Origin of the sequence: Protofrankia sp. BMG5.30, assembly GCF_001983005.1 — a bacterium.
GTDB classification, from domain to species: domain Bacteria; phylum Actinomycetota; class Actinomycetes; order Frankiales; family Frankiaceae; genus Protofrankia; species Protofrankia coriariae.
Map to the genome: position 1 here is coordinate 1 of NZ_MOME01000081.1, position 6919 is coordinate 6919.

11 protein-coding genes are annotated in these 6919 nt (G+C 66.6%); 7 read left to right on the plus strand and 4 right to left on the minus strand.

From position 1 onward, the window contains the following. The 5 genes from BL254_RS24365 to BL254_RS24390 form a co-directional block, all read left to right on the plus strand. On the plus strand, positions 1-467 hold a 467-nt coding region (locus tag BL254_RS24365; protein ID WP_175648481.1), incomplete at its 5' end, for a transposase. Positions 468-655: 188 nt separating this feature from the next. Next, positions 656-1570, plus strand: coding sequence for a substrate-binding domain-containing protein (locus BL254_RS24370; protein ID WP_256386277.1), 915 nt, complete (start codon positions 656-658; stop codon positions 1568-1570). A gap of 278 nt (positions 1571-1848) precedes the next feature. Then, the gene (locus tag BL254_RS24375; protein WP_235433283.1) at positions 1849-2970 is read left to right on the plus strand and encodes an MFS transporter; all 1122 of its coding nucleotides are present in this window, start codon (positions 1849-1851) and stop codon (positions 2968-2970) included. A 569-nt stretch (positions 2971-3539) separates the two neighbouring features. Next, positions 3540-3704, plus strand: coding sequence for a hypothetical protein (locus tag BL254_RS24385; RefSeq protein WP_235433282.1), 165 nt, complete (start codon positions 3540-3542; stop codon positions 3702-3704). Further along, the gene (locus BL254_RS24390; protein WP_076845348.1) at positions 3701-4105 is read left to right on the plus strand and encodes a type II toxin-antitoxin system VapC family toxin; all 405 of its coding nucleotides are present in this window, start codon (positions 3701-3703) and stop codon (positions 4103-4105) included. Before BL254_RS24385 ends, BL254_RS24390 begins: the two co-directional genes overlap by 4 nt. A 243-nt stretch (positions 4106-4348) precedes the next feature. Here the strand turns inward: BL254_RS24390 and BL254_RS24395 are convergent, their stop codons facing one another. The 3 genes from BL254_RS24395 to BL254_RS24405 all read right to left on the minus strand — a co-directional run bounded on the left by BL254_RS24395 (position 4349) and on the right by BL254_RS24405 (position 5433). Next, the gene (locus BL254_RS24395) at positions 4349-4627 is read right to left on the minus strand and encodes a type II toxin-antitoxin system HicB family antitoxin (protein WP_083731365.1); all 279 of its coding nucleotides are present in this window, start codon (positions 4625-4627) and stop codon (positions 4349-4351) included. A 93-nt stretch (positions 4628-4720) separates the two neighbouring features. Next, on the minus strand, positions 4721-5059 hold the full coding sequence (locus tag BL254_RS24400; RefSeq protein ID WP_076845350.1) for an XRE family transcriptional regulator: 339 nt from the start codon (positions 5057-5059) through the stop codon (positions 4721-4723). Continuing rightward, positions 5056-5433, minus strand: coding sequence for a type II toxin-antitoxin system RelE/ParE family toxin (locus BL254_RS24405; protein WP_047221658.1), 378 nt, complete (start codon positions 5431-5433; stop codon positions 5056-5058). The genes BL254_RS24400 and BL254_RS24405 overlap by 4 nt, the downstream gene beginning before the upstream one ends. A gap of 251 nt (positions 5434-5684) precedes the next feature. Between BL254_RS24405 and BL254_RS24410 the strand changes: the two genes are divergently transcribed. Then, a complete protein-coding gene (locus tag BL254_RS24410) occupies positions 5685-6152 on the plus strand; it encodes a type II toxin-antitoxin system RelE/ParE family toxin (RefSeq protein ID WP_371391340.1) in 468 nt (155 codons plus the stop codon). 106 nt (positions 6153-6258) lie between these two features. After that, positions 6259-6477 carry a helix-turn-helix domain-containing protein gene (locus BL254_RS24415; protein WP_217699370.1) on the plus strand — a complete coding sequence of 73 codons (219 nt, stop codon included), beginning with the start codon at positions 6259-6261 and terminating at the stop codon, positions 6475-6477. A gap of 16 nt (positions 6478-6493) precedes the next feature. On the opposite strand, the gene BL254_RS24420 is transcribed toward BL254_RS24415, so the two are convergent. Next, positions 6494-6694 carry a hypothetical protein gene (locus tag BL254_RS24420; RefSeq protein WP_047221656.1) on the minus strand — a complete coding sequence of 67 codons (201 nt, stop codon included), beginning with the start codon at positions 6692-6694 and terminating at the stop codon, positions 6494-6496. Between the last annotated feature and the right edge of the window lie 225 nt (positions 6695-6919).

Sequence of the window (6919 nt, forward strand, 5' to 3'; positions counted from 1 at the left end):
GCATTATCCACCTTATCCGCAATACGTTTCGGCTGACTTCGCGGGCCGATCATGACGCGGTGAAACGCGACCTGAAGCCCATCTACACGGCGCCTACTCCGGAAGCCGCCGCCTTCGCCCTCGACGAGTTCGAAGAAACCTGGGGGAAGAAGTACCGCGCCGTGATCCGGCTGTGGCGGAACGCCTGGGAGGAGTTTATCCCGTTCCTCGACTATGACGCGGAAATACGGCGGGTGTTGTGCTCGACGAACGCGATCGAGTCGCTCAACRCCCGCTACCGCCGGGCGGTCCGCGCCCGCGGGCATTTCCCGAGCGACCAGGCCGCGTTGAAATGCCTGTATCTTGTGACCCGCAGCCTGGATCCGACCGGGACCGGCCGCGCCCGGTGGGCTGTCCGGTGGAAACCCGTGATCGACGCGATGGCAATCACGTTTAGTGACCGCTGGCCGTCCGCTGAGACCTACTGATCAAATCCGCCGGAAACACTGATCACGAGACACTCCCAGCGGCCGGTTGACGCCCGCTGTCATCGCGATCGCTGAAAGACTTGGAACAGATGCCATAGCAACCCTTGATCGACACTTTTCCGTCGTGCGCCGGTGCCGGCGCCTCGGACGGCTAAATGATCATATAGTTGGTAGCCATGGCCCTTTATATGCAGATTGCTGATGATTTAGCTCGTCGTGTGCGGTCCGGGGAGTTGGCGGCGGGTGAGGAGTTGCCCGGCGTGCGGGAGTACGCCCGGACTCTGGGAACGACGTCGTCGACGGTGGTGCGGGCCTACCGCTATCTGGCGGATGCCGGAGTGATCACCATGGCGGACCGGCGGCGGGCGCGGGTCGCCGGTGAGGGTGCGATCGCCGCGGCGCGCCTGTTGGAGCCAGAGAGGGTGTTCCGGCTGGCGGGCAGCGATGACCCGGCGCTGGGTGTCCTGCTTGACCGGCTCGGCGCGGCGGTCGTGCCGGTAGGGGCGCGGGGGAGTTTCCAGGGGCTGCGAGCGGTCGCGCGTGGCGAGGCCGATGGCGCGGTGATCCACCTGCGCCATCGGGATGGCGTGTACAACGAGGCGTTCGCGCGGGCGGTGCTGGGTCGCGACAAGCCGCGTCTTCTGCATCTGTGGCGGCGTGAGCAGGGGCTGATCGTCCCGGCGGGCAACCCACGGGGCCTGGCGTCCGCCGCCCAGCTCGGTGGTCTGCGGGTGGCCAGGCGTGAGTTGGGCGCGGGTACTCGGCTGCTGCTCGAACAGCTTCTACTCACCGACGGGGTCGCGCCGCACGAGATTGCCGGGCCCGAACTGCATTCGCATATGGAGATCGCGTTTGCCGTTGCCACGGGTATCGCCGATGTCGGTCTGGGGGTGCGTGCCGGGCTGGCGGATCTGGGGCTCGACTTCGTCCCGCTGCTGTGGGAGCCCTACGAGATCGCTCTTGGCCATGGCGCGTTGGGGGCGGCCCGACCGCTGATCGCCACACTTCGGGATCCGCTGTTCCAGCGATCTGTCGCAGATCTGGATGGCTATGACCTTCAGCACACTGCCACCGTCCGGCCGCTGGTCTCGGCCAATCGCTGAGCCGGTAATCCTTGCGATTGCTGGTTCGCTCAGTAGTAGCACAGACCGAAACTAATGATCAGCATATAGGGCACCCGCCAGGAAAAACAGTCTGCATCTGCGGGACCGCGTGTTGTCTGATCCCACCTGTGAATACTGAGACCAGTACAGCGCCAGCCGAAACCCCTGCCGAGACATCTATCGCCTCGGGGCGGCGGCCGTGGCTGACACCAGGTGTCGGAGGGATTGGGACGGCGAGCTTCCTCGCCGATGTCGGGCATGAGGTGCCGACCTCGCTGATGGCGAGCTTTGTCACCACGACCCTGGGCGCGCCGGCCGCGGCACTGGGCGCGATCGAAGGAGTGTCGGAAGGGCTGGCCGGGGCGGGCAGGTTCGTCGGCGGCGCGCTGGCGGACGATCCCGGCCGGCGGCGCGCGGTCGCGGTCGGCGGCTACACTACCACGGCGGTGTTCTCCGCACTGATCGGGGCGACCACCTCCGTAGCCCAGGCGGGGATGTTGCGGGCTGGCGCCTGGGCGGCCCGCGGACTGCGGGTACCGGCCCGCAACGCGCTGCTCGCCGACGTGGTGCCCGCCGTCGCCTACGGCCGGGCCTACGGGTTTGAACGGACCATGGACAACCTCGGCGCGATCATCGGCCCCTTGCTGGCGCTCGGCCTGGTGTCGCTGGTCAGCGTGCGCACCGCCATGCTGATCTCGCTCGTTCCCGGTCTGCTGGCGGCGCTCGCGATCGTCTACGCGATCCGGCAGGCAAAGCTGCCACGGGCCACCGGGCGGCGCCGGTTGCGGTTCCAGATCCGGCCGGTGCTGCGCGGGCAGCTCGGCCGAGTGCTGGCGGGGTTCACCGCCTTCGAGGTCGGCAACGTGGCGGGCACCCTGCTGATCCTGCGCGCCACCGATCTCCTGGCCGCCGGCCACGGCACGGACGCGGCCACCCGGATCGGGATCGCGCTGTACATCGCCTACAACATCGCCGCAACGGCCGCGTCCTTTCCCGCGGGCGGGCTGTCCGACCGGATCGGCCGTCACGGCCCGCTCCTGGTCACCGCCGTCGGAGTAGCGACGTTCCTGGTCTCCTACCTGCTGCTCGCGGTCTCCGGACCGGTGATCTGGCTGCTCGGCGTGGCCTTCGTGCTCGCCGGAATCGGGATCGGCTGCGCGGAGACCGCCGAACACGCGGCCGTCGCGGCCCTCGCGCCCGACGAGATCCGAGGGTCGGCGTTCGGGCTGCTCGCCACCGTCCAAGCGGTCGGGAACCTCGCCGCGAACGTCGTCGCCGGCCTCCTGTACACCCTCGCCTCGCCCACCCTCGCCTTCAGCTATCTCGCGGCCTGGATGGTGCTCACGCTCGCCCTTCTCCTGTCGGTGACAGTGGCGCCGAGCGCCAGAAAAACAGCCTGATGCCCGCCATACACGGCCCCTCACCTCGCCGGAACCACGCAAGCCCCTCCGAGCCCCACCCGGCTCCGCCGTGGCAGGGCCGCTCCGGAAACGCCGGGACGTCAGACCGGTCACGGCCATGCCCGCGGAACAACCGCGATCATGCTCGCGGAACGACCGTGACCATGGCTTCAAACTGACCGCGGGCATGTGTTTGGGCCGGCCGGAGGAGGGCGGGATGGCAGTCGGGCAGCCGAGTCCTGACCTCTTCCCGAGGCATGCCACGGACCTTGTGTCGGCGGCGCTTGGAGACACCCGGGTGGTCGTCGGCGGCGCGCGGCAGGTCGGCAGGTCGGCAGGTCGGCAGGTCGGTAGGTCGGCAGGTCGGCAGGAGCACGCTCGCCCAGATCGTTCTACCCGCCAAGATCGCAAGATGGGATGAGACAGGAGATGCCCACCCTGACAGGGCCACAAGGTCGTACGCCAGTGGATCTGGCGAGTCGGCCGCCGCCCGCGGCCGTATCCTGTGATCTGTGAGCATCTTGCGGGACGAGCTGCATAGATTGATTGACCGGCTGCCTGAATCGCAGGTGGCGCCGATCCTGGCTCTCGTGCGCGAGAGCACCCCGACCGAGGACGGCGGCGACGAGTGGCCGCTGCCAGACTTCGTGGGCGCGCTGTCCAGCGGCAAGGGCGACCTCGCGGCCCGCTCCGGCGAGATCCTGCGTGCGGAGATGGGACGCGAACCCGAGTGATCATCTGGGACACCGGCCCACTCGTCGCCGCCATCGACGCCGACGACAAAGATCACGCCCGGTGCGTCGCGCTCATGCGACGTACGCCCCGCCCGTTACTCGTTCCCTACCCCGTGCTCACCGAGGTCTGTTACCTGCTGGAGCGGGAGAAGGGTACCCATGCCGAAGCCGCGTTCCTGCGCTCTATCGGTACCGGACAGATCACCCTGATCCCGCTGGCAAAGACGGACATCGATCGGATTGTTGAACTGATCGAGAAATACGCGGACTTCCCTCTCGGCTCGGTTGACGCCGCTGTCATCGCGATCGCTGAAAGACTTGGAACAGATGCCATAGCAACCCTTGATCGACGGSACTTCTCCGTCGTGCGCCCCAGAAGCCCCGTCACGCTCCTACCGTAGCCGCGAGCCCCTCCCCTTCTCAGCGAACGAACGCTACGACCTTCACCTGATCGGGATCGAGAGGAGGGACTACCGATGACAACGATGAGATGGGACGACGTCAAACGCCAGGCCAAGCAGCACGTGTCGCCGCCGGCCACCCGGTACCGCCTGCGCTGGGTGCCTGCTACAGGAGTGCGTCGAGTTCGTCAGCGCGCTCGAGCGCCTTGACCAGTCGCGCGCCGGACAGGACAGGAAGGCCGCTCAAGCCACACGCACCTGCACCGCGGTGGTCAGAGGGTGGACGTCAAGTGCGGCTCGATCCGCTGGCGTCGCGTCTTCGAGGTAGAGCTCGGCGGCTTCGCGAATGTTCGCCAGTGCCTCCTCCACGGTGTCGCCCTGGCTGATCACACCCGGCAGCTCCACAATCTGGACGACATACCCACCGTCCGGGTCTGGCGTCAGTACCGCTGTGAGCAGTCTTGTCTCAGCCACGCGACGAGCGTACAGCGCCACGTGACGTCGATCCGCCAGAACGATCATTCCGGCAGGGCTCCCTGTCCGCCACTGTCTACCGGTCCAGGTCCGGGCTGGCCTTCCTGCTGCTGTGTTCGGTGGCGGTTGACGGAGCCGATGTCAGGCGACGATGTAGCTCGAGTCGCCGAACTCGGCGGTGACCTTCAACCGTCCGCCGAGAGCCTCGACGTAGGCGCGCAGGACCGACACCGACACCACATCCAGCTTTCCGCGTTCCACATCGGAGATGCGGGGACCGGATACGCCCATGGTTTCAGCGACCTCGCGTTGGGTCAGGGCGCGGCTGCGTCGGACCTCGGCCAGCCGGTAGGCGTGGATCTCGTCGTCGAGACGGCGCTGCCCGGCCTCACGGTCGGCGTCGGTCCGTACCGGGTGGCCGGCGGCGACACGTGCCTGCTCGGCCTGGTGTTTGACGTCGTCCCATCTCATCGTTGTCATCGGTAGTCCCTCCTCGCGATCTCGGTCAGATGAAGGTCGTAGCGTTCGTCCGCCGCGGGTATCGCGGTCTCATACCAGTGCTGCCAGTTGCCGGACTTGTCTCCGGCCACCAGCAGCACCACACGGCGGACCGGGTCGAAGGCGAACAGGATTCGGATCTCGCTCGTGCCTGCCGAGCCAGGCCGTAGCTCTTTCATGTTGTGATGACGTGAGCCCTTGATCCGGTCGACCAGGGGCCGGTCGAGGGTCGGGCCTGCGGCGGCTAGCCGGTCGATGGCGTCCTCGACGAGGTCGGCCGAGTGGGGGTCGTTCTTGGTCAGGTCGACGAACCACTCGACGACATCCTCGGCCAGGAGGACTTCCCAGCTTCGCACTCGAACAGCTTAACCCAGGCATTAAGTTCTCGTTGGCCTGAACATGCCACGGTGTGCCCGTGGCAACGATGATCGCCTGGTCCCATCGATTGGTTCCGGTGAGGATCGGATGGCCGTTGACCTGGGCCAAAGCAGGCCAGCCGGCGGTCGGCACTGGCGACCGTCCAAGTGTATCCATCGCTGTACCCAAGCCGGCGGGTTGGCGGACGAACACGCACACCGGCGGACGGTGAGCGCAGGTCACGCAGCGGGTGTTCGTGCTCGTCCGTCGACGTGCGCCGGCTCGGGTACACGACCAGGTACATGACGTCGCCGACCTCATAGGCCTTGCCCTATACAGGCAAGAGCCTATAGTGAGGAGGTGCGCCGGGATGCCCGGCTACTCGACGAGGTCGATGACGTGGCTGTTGAGCCTCGACGACAGTAGCTACGACCTGGTCACAGCCRCGATCGACAAGCTCGCAGACGACGGCCCGGCTTTAGGCCGGCCTCTGGTCGACCTCATCAAGAGATCCCGACACCACAACATGAAAGAGCTGCGCCCGGGATCATCCGGCTCGGGAGAGGTACGCATCCTGTTCGTGTTCGATCCACAACGGCGGGCGGTACTGCTCGTCGGCGGTGACAAGTCCGGTGACTGGAATGGCTGGTACACCCGAAATATCAAGATCGCCGATGATCGGTACGATGAGTGGTTGCGTAGTGAACATGGAAGCTGATCGGGAGGAGGCGCACACGATGACAAGTACATGGAGCCAGGCACGAGCCAAGCGGCCTCCGAGGGAAGACAGAGTCGCGGRGCATCGCGCTCGTATGGACGCCGAGGTGCGCGCCTTCAGACTCAGAGAGATCCGCGAGGAGCAGGGCCTGACTCAGGTGGAGCTGGCCGAGCGCATGCACGTCAAGYAGCCGTCGGTCTCCGAACTTGAACGCGGTGCGCTCGACCGCGCAGGACTGTCCACGATCAGGGCCTACGTGGAAGCCCTCGGCGGAAAGATCGAGATCGTCGCCGACTTCGGTGATCGCAGAGTCGTCCTCGGCTAGGGATGCGCCCAACCGGTCATGCGGTGCGACGTAGTGCCTCTCCGTCATCGGCAGTGACCTGCCGGGCGTAGGCGTCGAACTCCTCGATCGACGCGAACGACCGCAAGCATCCCGCGGACAGATCCTCATCCGCATCCACGAGCACCTCGTCGAGCCAGGCGGGTGGATCAACAAGCTCGACATCACAGAGAGCTGCCGGCAGCTCGGGCTCCTGCATATAGCCCTCCCCGCTGTGCGGCACAGGCTGTCTCACCCGGTGCACGGTACGCTGTCATGGGATTCCGTGTGGATGGTAGTCGCGCAGAGCGCGACACCGGGGGTCCGGGGGCCGCCCCCCGGGTAGACATCACGTCCCTCGGCGAAGCCGATCAAAGATCGGCGAGCATGGCAAGCCGGCGGGTGCGCCGCCAGGGACTTGAACCCCGAACCCGCAGATTAAGAG